Annotated in this window: 2 protein-coding genes; both read left to right on the top strand. The window is 32.2% G+C overall.

The window, feature by feature from the left end:
- Positions 1-237: restriction endonuclease subunit S (locus ACP5S8_RS08540; protein ID WP_461876510.1), on the top strand; the 237-nt coding region annotated here is incomplete at its 5' end.
- A partial coding sequence (locus ACP5S8_RS08535) for a type I restriction endonuclease (RefSeq protein ID WP_461876509.1) occupies positions 224-556 on the top strand: 333 nt, incomplete at its 3' end. The genes ACP5S8_RS08540 and ACP5S8_RS08535, both read left to right, overlap by 14 nt.

Raw genomic sequence — 556 nt, 5'->3', positions numbered from 1 at the left:
GGTGTACCAAGTTTGAATCGAAATGTTGTAAATAAAATTAAGTTGCCTCTCCCCCCACTTCCCGAACAAGAACGTATAGCCACAATTTTATCCCAAATAGATGAAGTTATAGAAAAAGAAAAAGCTTATAAAGAAAAGCTTGAAGGTATTAAAAAGGGACTTATGGAGGATCTGCTTACAGGCAAAGTCAGGGTTAATCATCTAATTGAGGAGGAAAGCAAAGATGAAATTGGATGAGGAGCATTATGTTGAAAATAAATTTCTCTCACAGCTTCAAAGACTTGGTTGGAAAATCTACAGACAGAATAAAGATAATCCAGAAGAAGCTATAGAAATATTGTCTTTTAACTCTTCTTTAGAACCTGTTTACGGAGAAAGCATTAAATTTAGAGAAAGCTTTAGAGATGTAATTCTTGAAGATATTTTAAAAGAGTCTTTAATGAAAATAAATCCATGGATAGAAGAAGACCAGATAAATGAAGTAATAAGAAAGATTACAACACCCCTTTCTAATTCTTTATTAGAGGTAAATAAGGAGATCCACGACTTATTTTTA

Source organism: Hydrogenobaculum sp. (assembly GCF_049967395.1).
Classification (GTDB): domain Bacteria; phylum Aquificota; class Aquificia; order Aquificales; family Aquificaceae; genus Hydrogenobaculum.
Note: the sequence above shows the minus strand (reverse complement) of the source record. Positions and strands in the feature narration are given on the sequence as shown.